The sequence below is a fragment of the Streptomyces sp. bgisy130 genome (assembly GCF_057708345.1).
Window position 1 is genome coordinate 1 of record NZ_JBYISA010000035.1, and the last position, 23,635, is coordinate 23,635.

At 70.8% G+C, this 23,635-nt stretch carries 17 protein-coding genes and 1 tRNA gene; 10 read left to right on the top strand and 8 right to left on the bottom strand.

Annotated features, from left to right (window positions below):
- Both AC3EUV_RS30875 and AC3EUV_RS30880 read left to right on the top strand, forming a co-directional pair.
- Window positions 1-1,442 (top strand): FtsX-like permease family protein (locus tag AC3EUV_RS30875; RefSeq protein WP_435604363.1); only part of this gene is annotated, 1,442 nt, incomplete at its 5' end.
- Window positions 1,439-2,518, top strand: coding sequence for an ABC transporter ATP-binding protein (locus AC3EUV_RS30880; protein WP_435604364.1), 1,080 nt, complete (start codon window positions 1,439-1,441; stop codon window positions 2,516-2,518). The genes AC3EUV_RS30875 and AC3EUV_RS30880, both read left to right, overlap by 4 nt.
- 40 nt (window positions 2,519-2,558) lie before the next feature.
- Here AC3EUV_RS30880 and AC3EUV_RS30885 read toward each other — a convergent pair whose 3' ends face one another.
- From AC3EUV_RS30885 to AC3EUV_RS30915, 7 genes are all read right to left on the bottom strand, one after another.
- Window positions 2,559-3,290 carry a DUF8010 domain-containing protein gene (locus tag AC3EUV_RS30885; RefSeq protein WP_432145330.1) on the bottom strand — a complete coding sequence of 244 codons (732 nt, stop codon included), beginning with the start codon at window positions 3,288-3,290 and terminating at the stop codon, window positions 2,559-2,561.
- Window positions 3,287-3,721: an acyl-CoA thioesterase gene (locus tag AC3EUV_RS30890; protein ID WP_432145329.1), complete on the bottom strand. Its 435-nt coding sequence runs from the start codon at window positions 3,719-3,721 to the stop codon at window positions 3,287-3,289. Before AC3EUV_RS30890 ends, AC3EUV_RS30885 begins: the two co-directional genes overlap by 4 nt.
- A 5-nt stretch (window positions 3,722-3,726) precedes the next feature.
- Entirely contained in the window at window positions 3,727-5,391 is a 1,665-nt protein-coding gene (ettA, locus tag AC3EUV_RS30895; RefSeq protein ID WP_432145328.1) for an energy-dependent translational throttle protein EttA, read from the bottom strand.
- 461 nt (window positions 5,392-5,852) lie between these two features.
- Window positions 5,853-7,250 carry a Cys-Gln thioester bond-forming surface protein gene (locus AC3EUV_RS30900; protein WP_432145327.1) on the bottom strand — a complete coding sequence of 466 codons (1,398 nt, stop codon included), beginning with the start codon at window positions 7,248-7,250 and terminating at the stop codon, window positions 5,853-5,855.
- 226 nt (window positions 7,251-7,476) lie between these two features.
- A complete protein-coding gene (locus tag AC3EUV_RS30905) occupies window positions 7,477-8,370 on the bottom strand; it encodes a single-stranded DNA-binding protein (protein ID WP_435604385.1) in 894 nt (297 codons plus the stop codon).
- 468 nt (window positions 8,371-8,838) lie between these two features.
- The gene (locus tag AC3EUV_RS30910; RefSeq protein WP_435604386.1) at window positions 8,839-10,914 is read right to left on the bottom strand and encodes a GTPase; all 2,076 of its coding nucleotides are present in this window, start codon (window positions 10,912-10,914) and stop codon (window positions 8,839-8,841) included.
- Between the two features lie 800 nt (window positions 10,915-11,714).
- A complete protein-coding gene (locus AC3EUV_RS30915) occupies window positions 11,715-13,763 on the bottom strand; it encodes an ATP-binding protein (RefSeq protein ID WP_432145326.1) in 2,049 nt (682 codons plus the stop codon).
- Window positions 13,764-14,065: 302 nt separating this feature from the next.
- Between AC3EUV_RS30915 and AC3EUV_RS30920 the strand changes: the two genes are divergently transcribed.
- A tRNA-Arg gene (locus AC3EUV_RS30920) sits at window positions 14,066-14,138 on the top strand.
- A gap of 350 nt (window positions 14,139-14,488) precedes the next feature.
- Here the strand turns inward: AC3EUV_RS30920 and AC3EUV_RS30925 are convergent.
- Window positions 14,489-15,331, bottom strand: a complete 843-nt coding sequence (locus AC3EUV_RS30925; protein ID WP_432145325.1) for a tyrosine-type recombinase/integrase — start codon at window positions 15,329-15,331, stop codon at window positions 14,489-14,491.
- A gap of 1,001 nt (window positions 15,332-16,332) precedes the next feature.
- Between AC3EUV_RS30925 and AC3EUV_RS30930 the strand changes: the two genes are divergently transcribed.
- The 7 genes from AC3EUV_RS30930 (at window position 16,333) to AC3EUV_RS30960 (ending at window position 23,575) form a co-directional block, all read left to right on the top strand.
- On the top strand, window positions 16,333-17,073 hold the full coding sequence (locus tag AC3EUV_RS30930; RefSeq protein WP_432145324.1) for a hypothetical protein: 741 nt from the start codon (window positions 16,333-16,335) through the stop codon (window positions 17,071-17,073).
- A 46-nt stretch (window positions 17,074-17,119) separates the two neighbouring features.
- Window positions 17,120-17,617 (top strand): zinc finger domain-containing protein, encoded by a 498-nt coding sequence (locus tag AC3EUV_RS30935; RefSeq protein WP_432145323.1) that lies wholly within the window; start codon window positions 17,120-17,122, stop codon window positions 17,615-17,617.
- A 119-nt stretch (window positions 17,618-17,736) separates the two neighbouring features.
- Window positions 17,737-18,036, top strand: coding sequence for a GNAT family N-acetyltransferase (locus tag AC3EUV_RS30940; RefSeq protein WP_432145322.1), 300 nt, complete (start codon window positions 17,737-17,739; stop codon window positions 18,034-18,036).
- 33 nt (window positions 18,037-18,069) lie between these two features.
- Window positions 18,070-18,192, top strand: coding sequence for a hypothetical protein (locus AC3EUV_RS30945; RefSeq protein ID WP_432145321.1), 123 nt, complete (start codon window positions 18,070-18,072; stop codon window positions 18,190-18,192).
- Window positions 18,193-18,709: 517 nt separating this feature from the next.
- On the top strand, window positions 18,710-19,126 hold the full coding sequence (locus tag AC3EUV_RS30950) for a hypothetical protein (RefSeq protein WP_435604365.1): 417 nt from the start codon (window positions 18,710-18,712) through the stop codon (window positions 19,124-19,126).
- The gene (locus AC3EUV_RS30955; RefSeq protein ID WP_435604366.1) at window positions 19,123-22,890 is read left to right on the top strand and encodes a caspase, EACC1-associated type; all 3,768 of its coding nucleotides are present in this window, start codon (window positions 19,123-19,125) and stop codon (window positions 22,888-22,890) included. Before AC3EUV_RS30950 ends, AC3EUV_RS30955 begins: the two co-directional genes overlap by 4 nt.
- A 388-nt stretch (window positions 22,891-23,278) precedes the next feature.
- Entirely contained in the window at window positions 23,279-23,575 is a 297-nt protein-coding gene (locus AC3EUV_RS30960) for a DUF6317 family protein (protein WP_018088842.1), read from the top strand.
- Window positions 23,576-23,635: the final 60 nt, after the last annotated feature.

Below are 23,635 nucleotides of genomic sequence, written 5' to 3' on the forward strand. Positions count from 1 at the left end.
CTCTCCCTCTTTCTCCCCCCCCCCCCCCCTCCCGGCGCCGAACCGTCGCCGAACTGACCGTGCTGGTACTGGCGGTGGGCGCGGTGCTCGCGCTGCGGGGCCGCAGTACGGCGACGGGCGGGGTGGACGCGCTGGTCAGCACCGCGCCGGTGCTGATCGGGGTGATCGCCGCGCTGGTCCTGATGCGCCTCAGTCCGATAGTGCCGCGGCTGGCGGCCCGCCCCGCCGCCCGCACCGCCGGGCTGACCGGCTTTCTGTCGCTGGCCCGCGCGGGCCGCGCCCCGTCCACCGCCGGACTGCCACTGCTGGCCCTGGTGGTGGCGCTGACCACGGCGTCATTCGGTGGCTCGGTGCTGGCCGGGGTCGCCGCGGCACGGGACCACGCGGCGCTGACCGCGGTCGGCGCCGAGGCCCGGATCTCGGCCGACAAGCCGCTCCCCGAAGCGCTGCGGCGGGCGGCCGGCAAGGTACCGGGAGTCGAGAACGCGGTTCCGCTGCGTATCGACGTCCAGGCCGCCGACGACAACGGGCCGCCTCTCTACCTGGTCATCGCCGACGCCGAGGCGTACGCCCGGCTCGCACGGGCCACCGGCCTGGGCGCGTTCCCCGCCCAGGACCTGGCCGACCCCGGCGGCGACCGCCCGCTGCCCGCGCTCGTCTCCCCCCATTTCCTGACCCGCTTCGGGCGCGCCCCCATGGCCCTCCAGCCGGAGTTCGGCCAGCTCGTCATCCGCCCGGAGACCGTACGCGCCGACACCCCCGCGCAGCCCGGCGGCGACTTCGTCGTCGTCGACGCCGGGAGCGTCGCCCGCCGCTACCCCGACACCTACCGCGACCCCGCCACCGGCCCCTCCGTCCTCCTGCTGTCCGGCCGCTCCCTGGACACCGGCGCGCTGCGCACCGCCGTACGGGCCCACACCCCGGGATCGCTGTCGGTGCGTCTGGCGCTGCGCTCCGCCGTACGCGACGGGTTCGCCGACTCGCCCCTCCAGCAGGGCGCGATACGCCTCTACACCGCCGCGGTCGCGGCCGGCGCCGGCTTCGCCCTGCTCGCCCTGCTGCTGTCCCTCCTCCAGGCGGCCCCCCAGCGCGGCCAACTCCTGGCCAGGCTGCGCACGATGGGGATGGCCCCGGCCCAGGGACGATGGCTGCTGGTCCTGGAGGCGCTGCCGCCGGCGCTGCTCGCGGCCGTCGGGGGCGCACTGGCCGGCGTCGCCACGATCCGGCTGCTGGGCCCCGGTACGGACCTCACCGCGCTCGCTCTCCCCGGCACCTCGGGCGGCGGCGCGGCGGACACCGTACGACTGCACACCGATCCCGCGTCCCTGCTGCTGCCGTCGGCGGGCGTGGTCGCCCTGGCCCTGGCGGTGGCCCTGGCCCAGGTCTGGCTGAGCGGACGGCGGCTCGAGAGCACCGAGTTGAGAGCGGGGGACACCCGATGACCACACGGCCCGACGACACCCCACCGGACGCGCCCGCCCCCGCGGCGGACCCGGCGTCCGGGCCCCGGCCCGCCGCGCCCACCAGCCTGGCCGAGCTGGAGCGGCGCGCGGCCTCCCGGCGCGGGCGGCCCGCCTACGGGCATGACGCGCTGATCGCCTGCGACCGGCTGGTGCGGGTCTTCACCACCGACGGGGTGGAGGTGCAGGCACTACAGGGGCTCGATCTGCTGGTCGCGGAGAGCGAGTTGATGGCGCTGGTCGGCGCGTCCGGCAGCGGCAAGTCCACCCTGATGAACATCCTGGCCGGCCTGGACGTGCCCACCGCGGGCGCCGCCACCGTCGCCGGCCGCGATCTGCTGACGATGGACGCCAGGGCCCGGCTCGGCTACCGCCGCGAGGTGGTCGGTTTCGTCTGGCAGCAGACCTCCCGCAATCTGCTGCCGTATCTGACGGCCCTTCAGAACGTCATGCTGCCGATGCAGTTGCGGGGCGGCCGGCGGCGGGTGGCCCGGACGAAGGGGGCCGAGGAGCTGCTGTCGATGCTCTCGCTCCACCACTGCCGGGACCGCCGTCCACACCAGCTCTCCGGCGGCGAACAGCAACGCACCGCCATCGCGGTGGCCCTGGCCAACACCCCGTCCGTCCTGCTGGCCGACGAGCCGACCGGCGAACTGGACTCACACACCGCCGAACAGGTCTTCACGGCCTTCCGCACCGCCAACGAGGAACTGGGCACCACCATCGTGATCGTCACCCATGACCAGGCGGTGGCGAGCGAGGTCCGGCGCACGGTCGCGATCCGCGACGGCCGCACCTCCTCGGAGGTACTGCGCCGCACCGAACGGGACGCCACCACCGGCCAGGAGTCCCTGGTGTCCCGCGAGTACGCCATGCTCGACCGGGCGGGCCGGCTCCAGCTGCCCACCGAGTACACCACCAGCCTGGGCATGGCCCACCGCGTCCTGCTGGAACTGGAGAGCGACCACATCGGGGTGTGGCCGGACCACACGGCGGATGGGGCGGCCCGGGGCCGGGGCGAGAACGGGGACGGGGACGGGGACGGGAGTGGGGGTTAGGCGTCGACGAAACGGCCGGAGGGTCAGAGGGGCGTGAGGGTCAGACGGGCGTGACCGTGAGACCCGACAGCCCGGTCAGCCCCGTCGGGCCGCCGGTGCGTACGGCGATCGACCCGTACGGAGTGCTCAGCCGCAGCCAGCCGCCCGTGGACAGCAGGCTCAGCGGCCGGTGCCCGGGCTGCGCGGAGCCGGCGCCGGGAGCGCTGCCGCTGCCCGCCAGCGCCCCGGCCCGCACCGGCCGCAGAAAGCCCAGCGACTGCGCGGCATGCGCGGCGCGCAGCGGGAGATGGGTGTCGCCCAGGGTGCGCGACCAGATCTCCCGGCCGATGCGGTCCCGTTCGGTGCGGGTGCGGTGCTGCGGCGGCAACGCCTCGTCACGGGCGCGGAATTCGGCGACCGCGGCGGCCACCGCACGCATCAGCGCCTCGGGCGCGGGCAGCCCCGGCACCCGCTGCCAGCCGCCGCGCGGCGGCAGCACCCCGGTCCACGGCGGACCGGTGACGGCGGCGGGCACGGTCAGCACACCCGCCGACTCGTCCACGCCGTCGAGGAGTTCACCGGCCGAGACCGTACGGTCCAGGCTGGTGTCGTCGGCGAGCCGGGCCGTACGGATGGCCAGCACCTCGAAGGACGGCGGGCGGCCGAAGACGGCGAGCACCCCGCCGCCGGCCTGGAGCCGTACCGCGGCGGCGCGGTCGTAGTGGATCAGGCGGGCGAGGAAGGCGGCGAGATCCGCCGCCTCCCCCGCATCGGCCAGGTGCAGCGCCGTCATACCGCGGCGGATCCCCCCTGATGCGCGGCGTCGTCCAGATACTCCTTCAGGATCGCCTTCTCCTCCGCGCTGAGGCGGCGGGGACGCTCCTCGGTGAAGTCGTACGGCACAACGACGGTCGAGGCCCGCAGGTAGAGGGTGTCCTCGTCCTTGACCTCATAGCCGACCGTCATCGACGCGGCGCTGATCTTCTTCACCCACAACTCGACGGTCACCGGGGCGTGCCGGTGGACCAGCGGCCGCACATAGTCGATCTCGTGCCGGGCGACGACCGAGCCGCCCGTGAACGACGGGCTGCCGTCCCCCGGCGCCAGCCGGCGCGTGAAGTCGATCCGCGCCTCTTCGAGGTAGCGGACGAACACCGCGTTGTTGACATGGCCGAACGCGTCCATGTCCGACCAGCGCAGGGGGCAGGAGTAGAGGTGTCGCACGCCGGTCAGCCCCGGGTGAGCTTCTTGTACGTGGCGCGGTGCGGGCGGGCCGCGTCCGCACCGAGGCGCTCGATCTTGTTCTTCTCGTAGGACTCGAAGTTGCCCTCGAACCAGAACCACCGGGAGTCGCCCTCGTACGCCAGGATGTGCGTGGCGACGCGGTCGAGGAACCAGCGGTCGTGGGAGACGACCACGGCGCAGCCCGGGAACTCCAGGAGCGCGTTCTCCAGCGACGACAGGGTCTCGACGTCGAGGTCGTTGGTCGGCTCGTCGAGGAGCAGCAGGTTGCCGCCCTGCTTGAGGGTGAGCGCCAGGTTGAGGCGGTTGCGCTCACCGCCGGAGAGCACCCCGGCCGGCTTCTGCTGGTCCGGGCCCTTGAAGCCGAACGCGGAGACGTACGCCCGCGAGGGCATCTCGACCTGGCCGACGTTGATGTAGTCCAGCTCGTCGGAGACCACGGCCCACAGGGTCTTCTTGGGGTCGATGTTCTCGCGGCTCTGGTCGACGTAGGAGATCTTGACGGTCTCGCCGACCTTGATGTCGCCGGAGTCCGGGGTCTCCAGACCCTGGAGCATCTTGAACAGCGTGGTCTTGCCGGCGCCGTTCGGACCGATGATGCCGACGATGCCGTTGCGCGGCAGGGTGAAGCTCAGGTCCTCGATCAGGACCTTCTCGCCAAAGGCCTTGTTGAGCTTGTCGACCTCGACGACGACACTGCCCAGCCGCGGGCCCGGCGGGATCTGGATCTCCTCGAAGTCCAGCTTCCGCATCTTGTCGGCCTCGGCGGCCATTTCCTCGTAACGGGCCAGCCGCGACTTGGACTTGGCCTGCCGCCCCTTGGCGTTGGAGCGGACCCACTCCAGCTCTTCCTTGAGGCGCTTGGCGCGCTTGGCGTCCTTCTGGCCCTCGACCTTGAGACGGGTCTGCTTGGTCTCCAGGTACTTGGAGTAGTTGCCCTCGTAGCCGTGCAGGCGGCCGCGGTCGACCTCGCAGATCCACTGGGCCACGTGGTCGAGGAAGTACCGGTCGTGGGTGACGGCGACGACGGTGCCGGGGTACTTCGCCAGGTGCTGCTCCAGCCACTGCACGGACTCGGCGTCCAGGTGGTTGGTGGGCTCGTCGAGGAGCAGCAGGTCGGGGGCCTCCAGCAGCAGCTTGCACAGCGCGACGCGGCGCTTCTCGCCACCGGAGAGGTTGGTGACCGGCCAGTCGCCGGGCGGGCAGCCGAGCGCGTCCATGGCCTGCTCCAGCTGGGTGTCCAGGTCCCACGCGTTGGCGTGGTCGAGGTCCTCCTGGAGCTTGCCCATCTCCTCCATCAGCGCGTCGGAGTAGTCGGTCGCCATCAGCTCGGCGACCTCGTTGAAGCGGTGGAGCTTGCCCATGATCTCGGCCGCGCCGTCCTGCACGTTCTGCAGCACGGTCTTGGACTCGTCCAGCGGCGGCTCCTGAAGGAGCATGCCGACGGTGTAGCCCGGGGAGAGGAACGCGTCACCGTTCGACGGGTGCTCAAGACCAGCCATGATCTTCAGCACCGTGGACTTACCGGCGCCGTTGGGACCCACGACACCGATCTTTGCGCCCGGCAGGAAGCTCAGCGTCACGTCATCGAGGATGACCTTGTCGCCGTGCGCCTTGCGCGCCTTGCGCATCGTGTAGATGTACTCAGCCAAGAGAAACCGTCCGGCAGATTGGATCGATCAGGGTCTGTGCGGCACCGCCCCGGGGCCATCGTGCGCGGCAACCGAGGGAGGGCAGATACACCCCATCTTGCCGTACGCCTGCGCTCAGGCGGAAACGAGTAGGTCAGAGCGCCCCTGCTCAACCCCGGCCTGCCACGCCCCTGTGTCCGCTTGATTGCCGTCTGTCAGCGTTGATCACCTGGGAGCGGGCTCCGGCGGTGCGCGTGGCGTGCCGGACGCGCTGCCGCTGTACGTGAGCCGGCTCTGTGTACGTGAGCCCGGCCCTGTCCGGCTGTCCGCGATGCGGACGGCGCCGAGCGAACGCCGACGGCCCCGGAGGGCTGCTGCGCTCCGGGGCCGTCGGGGGCTCACCCTCGGGTCACCGAGTGGTCACCGAGCCGAGTGGTCACCGAGTACGGCCGGACGCCGGGAGGGACACCGGCCGCCGGGTGTTACTGGGCGGGGGTGCCGGCCTTCTTCTTACGGAGGAAGAACACCGCCGCGCCGCCGACCACGACGAGGACGACCGCGATGCCCGCGATCATCGGGGTGGCGTTGCTGGAACCGGTCTCGGCGAGGTCGCCGCCCTTGTCCCCGCCGGTGCTGCCGCCGACCGAGGCCGGGCTGGGCTGGCTGGAGGGCTTGCCGCCGCCGCTGCCGGCGGTCTTGCAGTCCAGGACCCCGGAGAACGACTTCTTGAAGCCGCCCTCACCCTTGATCGTGATGTTGTACGGCTGGTCCTCGGCCACCGGCACGGTCACGGTCTGCGACTTGCCGGGCGCGATCTCGTAGTCCTTGCCGGAGAGCTGGAAGCGGAACGCCTCATCGCCCTTGTTGCTCGCCGTGACGTCCACGCCGCCCTTGGCGCAGTTCTTCTCCGCGGTGATCGCCGGGATGGCGCCCTGCTTCTTCCACGAGAACGTGGCGGCCGCGGAGACCGTGGACTCGCTGGAGCCGGCCAGGATCTGGGTCTGGCTCTTGGCGTGCTCACCGATGCCGGTGAAGGCGCGGCCGACCGGGACCTTGGTGGCGGCCTGCGCGGTCAGCGAGCTGCTGCCGTCCGCGGCGCCCGCGGGCACGTCGAAGAACAGCTGGGTGCCGTCGGTCGCGCTGGTGACCGGCTTGCCGTCCTTGCCGACGACCTTGGCACCGGCAGGCACACCGGCGGCCGGGGAGATCGTGACGCTGTCGGCGTTGGTGTGCACGGTGACCGGGCCGAGCTTGCTGCCGGACTTGCCGGAGACGGCCGGCGGGTCGAGCGTCAGCGAGGCCTTGGGCTCGGCGACGTTCTGCGCGCTCTTCTCGAGGTAGTCGGCGAGCTTCTCGGCCGCCGGGTCGACCGCGTCCACCTTGGCGTGGTCGGAGAAGCGCCAGATCGCGACCTGGGTGCCGGCCGCGGCGGTCTTCTCGGTGAGGTTCCCGGCGCCGGCCTTGGTGGCGAGCGCGGCCAGGTCGTTCACCTGCGGGTAGGAGTTCTGAAGAATCCAGCGGATCTTGCCCGCGTCCCCGTTGTTGTGCAGCGACGAGGCGCTCCAGGGCACTTCCTGGTACTTGGCCTGCTGCTGCGTCGGGTTGTGGATGTCGATGCAGTACGTCTGGAGCGTGCCGCCGTTGTCGACCGCCATCTCGAAGAGGCCGGCGCCGACGCGCTGGTCCCCTCCGTCGTTGTGCACGACCGCCTGGTCAAAGGTCTTCAGACCGCCGAGCGTGGCGGTGGCACCCCCGTGGGCGGGGGTCGTCTCGTCCGCCGCGGCAGGCCCCGCGGTGGCTATCGCACCCGCCGCGACGAGGCCGGAGGCCACGACCGCGGCGGCAAGGCGGGCTGCGCCCCGCCTCTTTATCGAAAGCATGAAATTCCCCTCTGGGCGAGGCGGTCGAGTGGGAGAGGTTGCCTCGCCGGAAAGATCCCAAAGAACTCAACAGCCGAACTCGTCAGCCCCCGTGAGTACTTGTCGGATCTTATGGAGCAGGTGCATCAGGGTCCCCAGTAATGGCATCTCATAAGCGATCCGAATCGCAATCGTTACCGACCACGAGCACCCTGACCTGGCATTATCGACAAATCACCGGGACTTTTCAGGGCAAACTCACCTTGCCCGGCGAATGGGGCACGCAGGAAGACGATGCGGCGGAGTCCCCCGGGCTCCCCCCTCCGGCTGCAATCCCGCTGGTCGCAGGCGTTTTCGCGGTCGTGGCGACCCTGGCGGCCGTCTGATCCTTGCGAACTGTCCGAGCTCTGGCGCCTGTCCGGGTTTTGGAGGCTGGACGGGGTCTGGAGGCCGCCCGGGTTCTGGAGGGTGGCCGCGCTTCACCGGCTGTCCGCGCCTTGGCGTCCGTTGGCGGGTCGGTGTCCGTTGGGGAGTTGATTGGAGAGTTGGTTGTCGTTGGAGAGTTGTTTGCGGTGGGAGAGTTGGCTGCTGTCGGTGCCTTGGGGGTCGTCCGGGCGCCGGCTTCCGGCAATGGGCTTTCCCATAAGTCTTGTTGCGCCGGCGGAGCGGGTGCCGAGGACAACTGTCCTGATGGGGAGGGCTCCGATGCTGTGGGGGCTTCCGGCGCCGGGGAAGGTTGCTGAGCGGGGGCGGAAGTGCCGTCCGCTCCCGTGCGTACCGCCCGGAGGACCCTTCGGAATGCGGCGGTGCCCCGCGTGAGATCGTGGCCGATCGCCACGGCGTCGACCTCCGCCGAGAACCAGCGCTGCCCACCCTTCTCGGGTGGCTGCTCCCCCTCCCGCAGCCGCAACCGTCCCTGGACGATGAGGGGTTCACCCACCGCCACCGACGCCGCCACATTGTCGGCGAGCCCACGCCACGACCGGACCGTATAGAAACTCGTCTCGCCGTCGGTCCAGCGCTCCTGTGCCTTGTCCCACCGGCGGGAGGTCGCCGCCAGCCGGAATCTCGACACCGTCACACCCGCCGCCGTCTGCCGGTGCTCCACCGCCGTCGCGGCATTCCCCACCAGCGTCACCATCGTGTCGTTCACCTGCTGCGCCTCCCCCGTGTCCGGCGGCCGCTCTCGTCGCGTACCGCTCGCGCTGCGTTGACCTCATGCTGCACGGATTCGGCAAGCGCCGCGGCGGGGTGTGGACGGGTGGCCGACTGTGGACAACTCGGCCACCCGGGAGGGAGAGAGAAGGGGAGCGACGCTGGGGTGTTCACAGCCCGGGGGCACTGTCTCCCGGCTGGCCCCGCCTGCCGGCAGCCATCGGGCCTTCTCCGCGCTCACCAGCCGCCCTCGGCCCCGGGTCGTCATCCACTCCAGCCGTCATCCGCCCCGGCCGCCCTCGCCCACGCCTCCCTCGTCCCCGGCCGCGACCGCGACCGCCACAGCCGCTACCGCCCGGTCGCCTCAGCCGTCCCCTCCACCCCGCCGGTCACCAACTCCCGCCCCCACCCGGCCGTTGCGCCACTCCCCGTTTGCTCCGCTGCCCTCCCGCCGTCACACGCCCGAGGCCACCGCGTACTGCTCCCGCACCTCGCGATAGCGCAGCAGCTCGGCGGCGACCGGCTCCAGCACCCGCGCCCGCCCGCACGCCGCCGCCGTGCTCCGCAGCCGCCGCTCGGCGTCCTGCCCGTAACGGCGGGCCGGTCCGCGCGCCACCACCCGGCACATCCACCCCAGCGCCGGCCCGCCCACCGACCCGAGAACCGCGGGCAGCAGCCCGGAGATCCAGGCCGTCGCATCGCCCACGCCTGTGACCGCGCCCAGCAGCCACAGCACACCGACGACTTGGAGGACGGACAGCATGCCCTGCAACGAGGCGGCAACCGTCCACCACCGCGGCTTCACGGCCGGCCCGCCCCGTAGGGCCTCCTCGGCATCCGCCGCCACCTTGTCCAGTGCCTCCGGCAGCCCGTAGGCACCGCGGTCCGCCGCCTCCCGCACTGCGTGGGCCCAGGGCGCCGGCAGCCCGTGCGCCGCCTCGGCGGCCACCGTGCGGACGGCGTGTTCGACCACCGGCCGGGCCGCCGCCCGGCCGTCCACCGCCGACGCGCCCATCTCACCGGCCCCGGCCCCGCCGGCTCCCGGATGCCCGGCCGCCCACTGCCGCTCCACCAGGCCCTGCCGCCTGCCGCTCCGCCCGGAAGCGGTCAGACCCTCGGGCCCCTCACCGTTCGGCCCGGAATGCGCCCGTCCCGTTCCCGTCCGTCCCGCTTCCCCGTGCCCCGCGCAGACCTGCCCCATGGCGGCCCGCCCGTCCTGGCTCCACCTCGCTCCCGCCCGCCCCCTACGGCCCCGCCCCGCACCGATCCGCCCCTCATCGGTCCGCCCGGCGCCCGTCTGCCCGGCGCCTGCACGTCCTCCTCCCTGGCCGTCCCCCGCTCCCGTAGCCCGCACTCCCGTCGTCCCCGCTCCGGTCGCCCCCGCGCCCGTCATCCACCCCTCGTTCGCCCCCGCCCCGAAGCCACCGGCCCCCCACCGGCTGCCCCGCCACCGCCACCGCCGCATCCGCGACCACGGAGACCCGCAGGCACGCTCCGCGTACCGCAGCCAATCGCGCTCCGCCGCCCGCCCGGTGGCCACCGCCCCCACCGCCTCCGCCAAACGGTCGTCGAACTCCGCACGGGCCCGTTCGGTCAGCCCGATCCCGTTCTGCGCCACATATGCCGACCGCAACCGCTCGGTCGCCGCGTCCACATCCGCCGCCAGCCGCCGGTCCGCCGCGCCCCGTTCCGCGACGAACTGGCCGAGTGCCTCCCGTAGTTCCCCCACGCCCCGGCCGGTCGCCGCGGACAGCGCGAGCACCGCCGCGCCGGGCTCCCCGTGTTCGCCGAGCGCCAGCCCGTCCTCGTCCAGCAGCCGGCGCAGATCGTCCACCACCTGGTCGGCGGCGTCCCCGGGCAGCCGGTCCACCTGGTTGAGGACGACGAACATGACCTCGGCGTAGCCCGCCAGCGGCCGCAGATAGCGCTCGTGCAGCACCGCGTCCGCGTACTTCTCCGGGTCCACCACCCAGATCACCGCGTCCACCAGCTCCAGCATCCGGTCCACCTGGGCGCGGTGCTCGGTGGCCGAGGAGTCGTGGTCGGGCAGATCGATCAGGATGAGTCCGCGCAGCTCGGTGCTGCCGTCGGCCGGAACATGCCGGCGGTGGGTGGGCACGCCGAGCCGGTGCAGCAGCCCGTCCGCGCCCGGCCGGCTGCCCGGCCAGACACAGGCCACCGGCTCCGCGGTCGTCGGCCGCCGCGGCCCGACCTGTGAACGGTTCGCCCCGGCCAGCGCGTTGAACAGCGACGACTTACCGCTGCCGGTCGCCCCCGCGATGGCGACGACGGTGTGCTCACCGGACAGCCGGTACCGCTCGTCCGCCGTCTCCAGCACCCGGCCCGCCCCCTCCAGCGTCCGCCTGTCCAGCCGGGTCCGGGACAGCGCGATCAACTCCCGCAACGCATCCAGCCGCCCGCGCAGCCCGCCCCCCACGGCCCACCGCCCCCCGTCCGCGCCCCACCGGTACGCGCCCCAGGCGCCGCTCTCCATCTCGGCCGGCGAACGCGGCTGGACCATGGCCTCCATACGCGGGTCGGCACGGAACGCGCCACGTGCTCCCTCGCCACGCGCCCTCTCCATACGGGATCCCGCGCCATGAACTGCCGCCGTACGGGCCTCCCCGATACGGGCCTCTCCGATACGGGCTTCCGCAGTACGGGCAGCGCCGGCACCGGCTTCCTCGGCAGGGGCCGCACCGCCCGCCCGCGCACCCGACTCGGCACCCGCCCCCACCGGCACACCGGCCGGCGTGCCGACCGAGGCACCGGACGACACACCCACACCCGCCGCCACACCTGCCTCCACAGACGGCTCCCCCCGCGTCCCCGGCCTGGGCACGCCCGCACCCCGCGCCCGCCGCGCAATCAACCCGTCATCCCACGCCCCGCCCACCATTGCCTCGTGCACAGCCGCCCCCGAAGCCACTTCGGACTCCTGCTCCGCCTCCGACACCACAGCCCCATGAGCCACTTGAGCCCGCTGATGCTCCGCTGCCCCCGCCAACTCCCCAGAAGCCCCAGAGACCACAGGAACCACAGCCTCTGCACCCACCACAGGCTCTCCCTCCACGGGAGGCGCCCCCGTCGCCACACCGGCCCCCGTCGCCACCGACTCCCCCGGCCTCCGCTCTCCCCCAGCCATCCCACCAGCCACCAGCGACTCACCCACCACCGGCGCACTACCGGCTACCGACCCCACGCCGCTCCTCAACGCCACGTCCTCACCCGGCATCACGCCCTCCCCCACCGCACCGCCGGGCTTCCCCTCCCCCATCCCCCGCCCGTTGTTCCCCGCGCCCTCCCCGTAACCAACCGCCTCGGAATCGCTCACCCCGACACCTCCTCCTTCTCCATCGCCCTCGCCCGCTCGTCCGCCTGCCGCTGCTGCTGCCGCGGCTCCTTCTCCGTCTCCCGCTGCTTCTCCCTCTGCAATACGGACAGCGCGGCAATCAGCTCCGCCTGTTGGTCCAGGGGCACGGTCAGCTGGTCCAGGGGCGCCAGCCGCCGCTCGCGCTCACCGTCCAGCGCGCGCTCCAGATAGGTGGCCAGGAGCCGGCCGCCCCGTTCGCAGAGCCGGAGCGCGCTCTGCGCCCCCAGGAGGTCGGCGAGGTTCTCGCCCGCCGTACGGGCGCGACGGCCGCCGAGCAGCGCCGTGGCCAACAGCGCGGCCGATTCCTCCGGCTCCACCGACCCCGCACGCTCCCCGGCCTGGCCGGCGCGCGCCTCACGGGTCTCCTCCTCGGCCAGCTCCTCCAGGCAGCGCCGCCAGCGCCGGACGATCACCCCGAGCCGGCCGCCCGCACCCGAGGCGCCCGCGGCGGCCGTCAGCGCGACCTCGGCCGCCGCGGGATCCCGCCGCCAGGACTCCGCGGCCCGCTCGTCGGCCTCGTCCACGGCGCAGGTCAGCAGCGAGGTGAGCCCGTCGGTCAGGGCGTCGAGCAGCTCGTCCGACCGGCCGTCGAGCCCATGGTCGCGCCAGTGGGCGCGCGCGTCCCCGGAGAGCACCTCACCGGCCGCGACCTCCTGCCGTACCCGCTCCGCGGCCCGCTCGTACGCCTCCTCGACCCGGCCGGCCAGCCGCAGCGCCGCAGCATGCTGGGCGGCGGCGGCCCCGGCCAGTGCGGGCAGCCGGCTGCGCAGCGAGGCGATCACCCCGGCGGCCGTGCGTTCCGCCGCGGCGGCGCGGGCGACGGGGTCCTGGGCGTGCCGTTCCAGCCACTCCCGCAGCGCCGCGACGGCCGTGGCGGGCAGCAGCCCGCTGCCTCCGCCGGCCGATTCGGGCAGCTCGGGAATGGTGAACCGCGGGACATGGCCGAGCCCGGCGCGCTGGAGAAGTTCGGCGTACCGCCCGGAGATGTCGGTGGCAATCTGATGCGGCACCCGGTCCAGGACGGTCACCAGCGTCACGTCGTACTCCTTGGCCGTACGCAGCAGATGCCAGGGCACCGCATCCGCGTACCGGGCCGCCGTGGTGACCAGCACCCACACATCCGCCGCGCAGATCAGCTCGGCGGCCAGCTCCCGGTTCCGCGCGACCAGCGAATCGATGTCCGGTGCGTCCAGCAGCGCCAGCCCGCTGGGCAACGCCGGATCGGTCTCGATCCGCACCGTCAGCATCCCCGTCTCGGCCCCGCCCCCGTCCCTCCCGAGCCCTACGCCACTCCCCCCACCCCCGCCGCCGTACGCCCCAAAGTCCCCACCAGCCGCACCCTCACCCACCGCAGCCCCATATCCATGGCTCTCCGCGGCCCCCGCCGCCTCCTCCTCCACATACAGCTCGGACGCCTTACGCTCCGCTCCCGCCCCACCCACCACCCTGTGCGCGCCACCACGACCCTCCGGGCCGGCCCCCGGCCCATTCCCCCCATGGGGCTCACGATGTCCCCCGTGAGTCGCATGACCCGCACAGGACCCATGCGCCATACGGGCGCCCGGCCCACTGCCCGTCCCACGCCCACCACCCGCCGCATATGCGCCCTCGCCGCCGTCATCCTGTTCGGGAACCCACACCCGGGCGAGCTGGGGCAGGACGCGTGGTCCGGCGAACCAGTGGAGATCGTCGGGATGGCAGACCAGCACCGGCGTACGCGTCGTCGGGCGCAGCACCCCGGCCTCCGAGACCCGCCGCCCGACCAGCGAATTGACCAGCGTGGACTTGCCCGCACCGGTCGATCCGCCGATCACCGCGAGCAGCGGGGCCTGAGGAGAGCGCAGACGGGGAATCACATAGTCATCGAGCTGGGCGAGCAGCTCGGCCCGATTGCGCCGGGCGCGGGCAGCGCCCCGGAGTGGCAGTGGAAAGCGTGCGGCGTCGACGCGGTCGCGCAGAACGGACAGTGCGTCGATCAGCCGGGGTCGTACGTCCAAGGTCGCCACATGTGCAGAATGCCCAATTTCGTTGGGTTTTTGAAGCGTATAACCCCTCGTGCGCGCCGCAAGAACCCCTACAGAACGGGATAAGTGGCGCGCGAGACGTCCGCGACACACGAGGCGGAGGCATAACGAGTGCACAACACCCGCCGCACGAGGCGCCAAAAGCGGTGCAGGATTCGTACCTGCCTGCGATTATCGGGACCGCTTCACGGAACCTCCACAACGTGCCACGGAGGTGAAGCAACCGGGACGAGGCACCCGGACCTCTATCCTTGTCCGCGGTCCGTGATCCACGTTCACACCCGGCCCCCGTAGCTCAGTGGATAGAGCAGGTGCCTTCTAAGCACTTGGCCGCAGGTTCGAGTCCTGCCGGGGGCGCTTCGCGAGACCCTCCTCTTGGGAGGGTCTTTTTGCTGGTCAGGGGGTGTTTGGTGGCTTCGTCGGGCCGTCGGATGCCGGGGGCGGAGAAGGCGGATCTGTCCGGCTGGAGGCGGTCCGGGGCGGGTTTCGGCGGCTGTTCTTCCCGAAAACTTCCCGAAGTTTCGGCGTGCCCGGTGATACGAGGGTCCGGCCCTCCGGGGGCGAGGCGGCCCTTCGCGCCACGAGATCTTGGAAGGGGAGCACCCCTCGGCTGCGCCTCTTGCCTCCTCGCTCACTCGACATACGGGTATAGGCATAGGGCCCGACCGAAGCCGGGCCCTACCGTATGCACCTTGTCACCGTCGCGATCAGCGGGCGCGGCCCGCCGCCGTGGAAAGCGGCCGTGAGAGCAAGTCCCTGGGGCCTGGAGCCAGTGGCACGCCCGGGAGCTTCTGGGGCCCCTCGATGCGCTGCTGTAGTTCAACGGTCTGTCCGATGATGCAGCGCGCGTAGGTGGAAAGCAGCACCGGCACGCTGTTGCCTGCCCATTCGGCGACCTGCGCGGGCGGGATGCCGTGGTTGAGCCAGGTCGTCAGGCAGGTGTGGCGGAGGTCGTACACCCGCTTGCCAACGGGCGAGCTGTACTCCCGCTCGGTCAGGACTGCCGTGCGGGCCTTGTCCCAGGCTCGCCGGTAGACGGAGCCGGCGAGCAGGCCGCCTTTCTCGCCGGGGAAGAAGAGATCTCCCGCTGTCAACTGGTCCTGGGCGACGAGGGTGTGGAGGATCGATGCGAGGGCGGGATGCACGGGCACGGTGCGGGTGTCCCCTGACGCCCGCCCCTTCAGATCCCGGGTCTCGTGGACCTCGCCGTCGTCCGTCCACTGCTTGCCGACCTCGGGCGCTGCGGTGTGCACCCGGAGTTCACCCCAACCGGTGGAAGGGAGGACGGCGCCCTCGACGCGGAGTGCGACCGCTTCCTCGGGGCGGAGGCCGGCGTAGTAGAGCGTCGCGAAGAACGCCGTGAGCCGGTGGCCGGTGCGCGGGCGGGAGGCGATCCAGACGAGCAGTGCAGCCACCTGCCCGGGGTTGAGGAGAGAGCGCTTGTCGACTGCGCCGGAGGTCTTCGGGGCGGCGTTCTCGTCCCTCCCCTTGGGCAACGGGTTGTCCGCCAGGACGTTCTGGCGGATGGCATAGCGCAGGACGACGTTCAAGACGCGGCGATAGCGTTTGGCGGAGCTTGCGGCAGCGGGCGTGCCGTCGAGTCGGGTGTCGAGGGCGTGTAGCACAGCGTCAGGTGCGTACGAACATCAGCGCATGTTCCTCACCCACGCGTGATTCCGCCTCACCGTCGAAAGGATCCCACTGCCCACTCACTGGCATCGAATCTCCCACTTCGCATGAGCCCCCCGAGAGGGCTTTTTTGACGGCGTTGTTGGACGGCACAGGTGGGCGGATGGTTGTACCTCGCCCCGTTCGCGAGCAGCGTTCATCAACCGCACCCTCACCGAGGCCCTGCGGCGCGCCTGTACCCACCCGGCTGGATTTTGACTCACACCGCCACCGCCACCGAACTTGCAAGCGCCCCCCAAAAAAAGGAAGAAACGGCATGTAGCGGACTCGTCGATGATCGATTGCGCCTGCGATGCCACCCTCAACTCCCGCCACGGGCGCGCGGACACCACGCCCAAGCGCTCCCCAATTCCACCACCATGGCGCCGGGCCATGCTCGTGCCCCATCCGTGCCCTTCAGCGCGGTCAATAGCGGTCAACACAAGCATTGAGGGGCCCACGGGTCGGCAGCAGGTACTGAGCTTTGCGCAGGCCAGAGCACCTTCCGGCACTCACGCGCCGTTGATTCCCAAGCTCAGGGTGCGGGTTCGATTCCCGTCACCCGCTCGATAGCTGAGGCCCAGGTCGGAGACCTGGGCCTTGTTGGTTGGCTAGACCTCTCACGACCCGCCGTGCCCTCCACGTGCCCTATCTCGCGAAAGCGCCCAGCCCAGAAGGCACGCGGCGCACCACCTTGCGCCACCTCAGTCGACACCCGGGTACGACGGCGGGGCGCATGACCTGTGACCTGGGCCACTTGCCAGCTCCCCGGCGCGCCCATTGATGCGGGAAAGGCCAAGGCTCTCGCCATTGCGCAAAGGAGCGCCGCTGAAATCAGGAAACGCCCCTTAGAAAGCGGGACCAGTGGCTAGCGTTTGACCTCATGACTGATGCCGCACCCGCAGGGGTGGAGCTTCTGACGTGCCTGAACCGCCTGGAGTTACGTTTCGACTCCGCCGCATCTCTTGTCGCATCGGACGCCCACGACGATCCGGCAACGCTGGAATGGGGCTGCCGTGCCGTCCTGCCCCTGTGGGAGCCGGACGACGAGGAGGCAGTGGCCGACAATGCCCGCCTCCTCGGCCCGCGTATATCGCTAGCCCAGACGTCGCAGGACCAGCGTCAGGAGTTGACGATCCTCTCCATGTCTGGGCTCACGCTGGACCTGTGGCGCATCGGCCATATCTACGCGTCGCTGGACTCGCGCGACGCCGACTACGAGCACTTCGCCCCGCTCTTCGACAAGTCCGCCGATCTCGGCCTCCATGGCGACCTGGAGGACTGCCTGGTGAGCGGCACTCACGTCGTCATCATCGACCGGGCACGGATCGCGCCAGCCTGGCGTGGCCTGGGCGGCGTCGGCCGGCTGTTGATCGGCCGCATGCTCCGCTGGGTGGCCAGCCAGGCGGCGCTCGTGGCGACGCATCCATACCCGATCGACATCCCTGTCGACGAACGGGAGGACAGGACACGGGAGGCACGGGAGAAGTCGGTCACCCAACGCACCTGGCGGTCCTTGGGGTTCGAGCCCTTCCGCCAGGACCTGTGGGTTATGCAGCCGCATTTGAGTGCCCACGACGATGCCGTCGAGCGCTTGGAGACAGCCTTCGGCCGGTACCTCTGAGCCTTCACCCACCCGGCCGCCAAACGAGAGGACCACCGGTACCACGATGCGCGAGTTCACCAACCACAGGGTGCAGCACACGCTCGGCATTCTGCGCGCTTTCCACCTGGAGACCTTGAACTTCTCCGGAACGCATCCTGAGGCGACGCTGACTGACTTCGAGCACCACTTGCGTCAGCGGGTCGACGCCTTGGAGGCGGAACTTGAGGCAGGTGAGAAGGAAGCCCAGGCCTCCGTCGTCACCAAACCCCTGTCCGGCCCCCTCGCCGATCCCGAGCGCCAGCGAGCGTTCCGTCAGCTACAGAACTCGGAGCCACCGGCAACAGGGCCCGAGAGGGAAGCCTGGTGGAAGCAGCGCAGGGCGGTGCTCGACGAGATCAAGGCACAGGGACTGGCGGAGGCCCTTGACTGGGATTGCCGCGACTGTGGCGCCCCGGTTGGGGTCGCTTGCCGTACGGGCGGCGGCAGGCCCAAGAAGCAGCCTCACTTCCTCCGGGCCACCGACGCCGAAGCGCCTTACAACCACGCGTACGGTCTGCGCTGAAAGCCAGGTCTGAGGCCGGGACGACAATCGGCGTCCCGGCCTTCCGACTTTCCAGGGCGTACGAGCGAAAGCCCTGCAGCAGAGTGCCCGCCCACGGGCTGACCCGCGTCCCTCGGCAAATGGAACTGGCAGACCAGCTGGCAGCCGCTGGGGGAGCAACGCACGCCCCTTCCCTCAGCGACTCGTCAGACATGCCCGCCCCCGAAGCCCGCGGACACGGACTCGGCACCCAGGCCACCCGCCAGACCCTCGACTACGCCTTCCGCATCACCAACCTGCGCGTGGTCTGGCTCAAGGTCCTCGTCCCGAACACAGCCGGCATCCGGGCCTACGAGAAGGCGGGCTGCCGCCCAGTCGGCCACCTTCGCGAAGCTGCCACGCCACTGAACTTGATCGGGCGATGTCAGCTGATTGCCTGACAGGTGAGGGATGGGTTCGGTAGATGTGTGCGCGTGACTGACTTCACGCCCGAGGACGGCGAGCCCACCTCCTTCGCCGAGAGGACGAAGGCCCTGTACAGGAAGCACAGGGGAAGATCCTCGCTGTCGGCGGCGCTGTCGGCAGCGTGGCTCTGACCGCCGTTGTCGTGATCGCCAGGAACTCCATGCAACCGAGCGTCCCGGAGGACACCGAGGATCAGGAGCAGACCTCCGTCACTGAAACCACGGGCGAGCCTCGGCAGTCACCCACGCCCCACCTGCGGAAGCTCGCCGAGGTCAGAACGCCAGCGAGGAAAAGAAGGCGCAGTACAAGGCGGAGACAGGGGCCGACCTCGCACCCGGTACTACTTGGGTCCACCCCCCGGAGGACGAGGATCCCGGCGAAGCCGCAGCCTGAGCAGCGGGGCGAAGGGCGCCGCAGTCTCTCATCCTGAGCAGCGCCGGCGGGATGCTGGCAGAACGTCTCTCCCGCCTCGATGCCTGAGATCGCCCGGGGAGACGCCGGTCGGCGGCTGAGACGCCGCTCCTCCAAAGGGCGGAGGTGGCCGGATGCCGCCCCTCCCTTCGGCTCCGGCTGTCACCAGCGAACGTCCTCGTGCCAAAGTCGCTGAACGGACCGGACAAGCAAATAAGCGAACGCAAGGAGCAGCACATGCGCGACGGGGGACCGCAGTGGACACTCACCGTGCCCACAGGCGGCGACACACTCCGGCAGGAGCGCCTCACCCGGGATCTGCACGACAGCCTGGAGAGGGCAGACGGTCTCGTCGTCGGCTTTCATGACGCCGAAGGGCCCGCCGGACCGGGCCATAAGGGTACGGGCGTGGGCGAGGTGGCTCTCTGGGCCGCTACCACTGCCGCTGTCGTTCGCCCAGCGTCCCAGGTCCTGACCACCCTGATCAAGGAGTGGTGCGCCAAGGAACGACACCGCAAGGTCGTGGTCACCATCGCGGGCGACTCCGTCGAGATCACCGGGCGCCCTGACGCCGCACAGGAACGCATGGTCCGCGAATTCCAGGACCGGATCTCCGGCGACGACAGCCCCGGACCGGATGACAGCGCGGCGTGACCCGCCTCCATAAGCGCCGGGCTCTTCTGATCGGCAACGAGCACTACGACGACGGCCGCTTCTCGCCACTCGCCTCCGTCCGAGCGGATGTACGGGGACTCGCCCAGGTCCTGAAGCACCGCAACATCGGCAACTTCGTCTCCGTCCAGACAGAATCCGATCTCACAGCAGACGACATGCGGGCGGTCATCGGCGAGTTCCTTCAGGATCGCGACGAGGACGAGCTCGCGCTCGTGTACGTCTCCGGGCATGGTGTACGCACCGTGCGTGACGGCGGCGAGTTCCACTTCGTCGCCAAGGACACCGACTACGACAGAGTGGCCGCGACCGGTGTCAGCGCTGGGTTCCTCAACGATTCGCTCGAAGAGTGCGTCGCACCGCAGAAGATCGTGATGATCGACTGCTGTCGCAGCGGCGGGTTCGCCATGGGGCTGCGTACGTCGGACCGACGGCCTGACAGCTCCGTGGCGAAATCCGGCGAGCAGCCCCCGCTGACCAGCAGGGGTGTGTACGTCCTGTCGTCCTCACGGGCCGGGGAAGACTCGTTCGCTGACGCGGGCGGCGGCGATGACGTGAAGCCGTCGGCGTTCACCGGTGAGGTCATCGAGGCGCTGCGCACGGGGAAGGTCAGCAAGGACGGCGGCCGTGAAGTACAGGTCAGCGACCTGTTCCACTATGTGAACCGGCGTATGCGTGCCCAGGACGGTGGCCGTCAGGTGCCGGTGCACTCCGCGCTCGGCGTCGACGACCGAATCGTCATCGCGGACAGTCCATTCGGCCGGGCCCCCATCCTCGATCCCCTGAGGCCGCGACCCCGCCCCGGCGCCGAGGAGCCGCCACAGCCGCACGCCGCGAAGTCCGCTCATACGCAGCCCGCCTGGGCCGGCCTGCTGGACTACTACCGCGAGTGCGTTCTGGCCGAAGGCGCCGAGACGCCTCTGATGGAGGTGGGCCACCAGAACACGTCGTACGTATGCCTGGACGGCGCGGAGAGGTTCATCTCCGGCGACGTGGACGACGACGGATGCACCGCGCTCCCCGAAGAAGCTGCCGCGCTGGTGGATTCGGCGGCCGAGGACGACGCGGAGCTCTGGGCGGGTTACCCGGCCGTGGTCCTCACCGGGCCGCGCTCCGGAAGCCCCTGGCGGCACCCGAAGTTCGCGCCGCTTCTGGTACGCCGTGTCGAGATCGTCCAAGGCGAGGGCGAGGTGAGGCTGAAGCCGTACGGTCCGGTCCTGCCGCATCCTCAGCTGGCTCTCGACTGGCTCGGCGAGGAAGAGGCCACCCAGCTCATCAACACGTTCCAGCCGTCTTGGCATCGAGGGCAGCACGACCGGATGGCGTTGGAGGTACGCAACCTCCTTACGCAGGAGTTCGAGCTGCCGTGCGTGCAGGAGCTCCAGCCCGACCAACTCGCCGACCGCATCGACGTCCGCACACCCGGCCATGGCGCCCGCAACACCGCAGTCCTCTTCGCGGCGCGCCCCCAGACAGGCTTCACCAAGCGCCTGCTCAAAGACTTCGCCGACATCGCCAAGCGGACCGACCAGATCGAGAAGACCGCCCTCGGGGCCCTCGCGCCCGAAACCTCGCAGCGTGACCGAGCCCTCGGCCACACGGATCCCGAACCGGCACACCTCGTGACGCCACTGCCCTGCAACGAGGCGCAGACCGCGGTGCTCCGGTCCGCAATGACCCGCCGGCTCACGGTGGCCACCGGCCCGCCCGGCACCGGCAAGAGTCAGTTGGTCACCAATCTCGTCGCCACCGCGGTCTCCGCCGGTCAGACCGTACTGGTCGCGTCCACCAACAACGAGGCAGTGGACGAGGTCTGGCGCCGCTGCGACACTCTGGTGCCCGGCAGCATCGTACGGACCGGTTCGGCGCGGAAGAACGCCAAGAGCAACACGGAGCACGAGGCCGCCGCGCTGCACGCGCTGCGCACCGGCCCGGAGCCGTCGTCCACCATGGCCACGGCGTCCATGGAGGCCACCTTGGCCGCCGACCGTCTGACAAAAGTACGGCGGGACCTGGCGCACATCGCGGAGACGGAGCTGCGGCTCCGCCGGGCAGGCGAGGCCCGCGAGCATCACGCGGAACAGCTCGGGATCGCCGTCGCCGAACTCCAGAACCTCCTCGGTCGTCTGCCCCGGCCGCGGGAGCTGGAAGACAAGGCTCGCCGCCTCTCCCGCGCGCGCTTTCTCGGGTCGTGGCGCCGGGCCCGGTTCCTGCGCGGGGCAGGTCTGGACGGGTACGACGGCGATTCCGCCGCGGGCTGCCTCGCGCTCGCCGGCTTCGCCGCGGCCGAGATGGAATGGCGTGACGGGTGCGAGCACGCGGCCTCCGTGGACGACACTGCGCTCGCGCGCGCACTGCGGGACGCCGAGAACAGCGTTCAGGACGCTTCACGCACTCTCCTCGCCACCACGGTGCAAGCCGCCGCTTGGGCTGGGCGCCGTCGCATCCTCGATCTGCTGACCGCTCAGGAGGACGAGGCTCGCGGCGACTGGCCGCAGATGCGGAGGGTTCTGGGCCGCTCAGACGGTTCGCCCGAGACACCCGCGGTGGCCGGGTGGGCCGTCACCAGCCTCTCTGCCCGGCGTTTCCCTCTGGGCCCGGCCCTGTTCGATCTGGTCGTCATCGACGAGGCCAGCCAGTGCGCGATCCCACATGTCCTACCGCTGCTCTTCCGCGCGCGGCGCGCCCTCGTCATCGGCGACCCGATGCAGCTCACGCACATCACGAAGACCAGCCCGCACCGCGAGGCGCTCATTCGCCGCGGGAACGGGCTGCGGTCCGAATGGCTGGAGAAAAACAGCCTTGCCTACCGGCGCCACTCCGCCTTCCACGCCGCCGAACGCTCCGCAGGCGGCACGTTGCTTCTTGACGAACATTTCCGCTGCCACCCGCACATCGCCGCGATCTCCAACGACCTCTTCTACGATGGCGGACTGACCGTCCTCACCGACACCCGCGGCCGCCCTGCTCTGCCGCGTCCCGCCGTCATCTGGACAGACGTGCCCGGACGGGCCACCCGCCCCCGGTTGGGTGGCTCCTGGGTCAACGAAGACGAGATCCGAAAAGCGCATGACAGCGTCAACTACCTGCTGGAACAGCTGCCGCCCGAAGCCACCGTCGGCGTCGTCACTCCCTTCGCGCCGCAAGCCGAAGCGCTGCGGAGGCGGTTGCGACCGTACGACGAGGAGCGTCTGCGCATCGGTACGGTACACACCTTCCAGGGCGGCGAACGCGACGTCATGGTGTTCACCCTCGTCGCCGGGGAGGGCATGCACCCCGGTGCCGTCGAATGGGTCGGCGGACAGCTGAACCTTTGGAACGTCGCCGTCACCCGCGCGCGAAGTCACCTCATCGTGGTGGGAGACAAGGAGCGCTGGCGGAAACGGGGAGGCGTGGCCGCCGCGCTGCTGGAGAGCGCGGAGCGCGACGGCGTGCCCCCGCGTGACAGCAGCGAAGACGTGCTGCTCAAACGCCTGTACCAGGTCCTCTCCCGCGAGGCGGGAGCCACTGTCACGCTGGGCGAGACCGTTCACGGGCATCCGGCGGAGGCTCTGGTGGCAGGCATCGGCGACACCGCCCCTAGAGCTGTACTGCTCGACGGAGGAGTCGAAGAAGGCGCCGACGCGGCACGCCACCTCCGGCTTATGCTGCACCGGCGGAACCTGCTGGGCAGTGGGGACGGCGAAGTCGAAGCCGCTCGATGGCCGGCCTGGAGGCTGTACGAGACAGACGAACAGCGGGGGTGAGCCAGGCCCCGCGCCCTGATCGGGCGGGGGCTCTCAGTCTCCGTACGTCTGCCTCCAGCGCGTCCGATGCCGAAATCCCCCTGGCCACCATCGTTCACCTCCTGGTGGCAGCCGCCTACGACAAGCGTGCCCCGCACGCTGCCCCGCACCAATGCGCACCGCCGCACCGAGGCAGCGCCGACGAGGGGGAGGACGCGGCGGTGGTGGAAACGGGGTGCGTGTGCTCAACGCCGTGGAGCCCAATAACTGGTTCGAGCCGCGCTCGACGATCCGAACATCGAAGCGGGGAGGCGCGACGGGTATCCGACAGCCCGTTCGGGCCAACACCCGGCCGACGGTAACGTGTGGGACGGCTGTGCACAGATACGGGGAACGCCAGGGAGGGCACATGGGGGGCTATTTCAAGGTCGAGGCAGACAACCTCGGACGCCTGCTGAAGGACCTGCACAACAGCCAGGACAACATGCGCAAGGCGCTGGACGCGCTGAAGGACACCGGCCCGAAGTCGATGGGAGCGGAGGCTCTGGACAACGCCTGCGACGAGTTCCACGACAGCTGGGACAACGCCATCAAGAAGATCGCCGACGGCACCCAGGCTATCGAGGAGAAGTTGAAGCAGGTCAAGCAGAACTACGAGTCGCTTGAGCACGCACTCCGCGACGCCTTTGCGAAGAACGCCAAGTAGGCGCCGTGCAGTGTGCGTTCACCCGAACCGTCCTCTTCTCTCCGACCTACTACAGGTGAC